Below are 524 nucleotides of genomic sequence, written 5' to 3'. Positions count from 1 at the left end.
TCGACATCCTGACCGGCCCCAACGGCTCGGTGGCCACGCGCTGGTCGCAGGACGGGTCGAGCGATGCCGGCAGCCTCTGGCATGCGAACCAGATCCCGCTGAACACCTGGGCCCACATTGCGGTGGTGCGCCAGGGCACGGCGCTGCGSATCTTCCTGAATGGCGTGCCGAGCGCGCCGGTGGCGATCAACGGGGCGATCTACCCATCGAGCACGCCGGTGAACATCGGGCGCACGCCGGACACGGGCCAGGGCGTGTGGCACCTGAACGGCGCGGTCGACGAGGTGCGCATCACCCAGGGCGTGGCGCGCTACACGGCGGCCTTCACGCCGCCGGCGGCCGGCCTGCCGGGCAAGCCGGTGACACCGGCGGTGCCGTCGCTGTTCAACACCGCGGTGGCGAACGAGGTCCAGAGCTGGACCTATGACGCGGACGGCCGGGTGCTCACGGCCAAGGGCTCGCGCAGCGACGCCAACGACACGACGGTCACCAGCTACCACCTCGACACCAACGAGGACCACACC

Annotated in this window: 1 protein-coding gene; it reads left to right on the top strand. The window is 70.9% G+C overall.

Features of this window, described 5'->3' with window-relative positions:
* The coding region (locus AC1DXV_RS35255; protein WP_477938136.1) for a LamG-like jellyroll fold domain-containing protein at positions 1-524 on the top strand (524 nt) is incomplete at both ends.

This window comes from Rhizobacter sp. P3_C12, from assembly GCF_056402735.1.
Note: the sequence above shows the minus strand (reverse complement) of the source record. Positions and strands in the feature narration are given on the sequence as shown.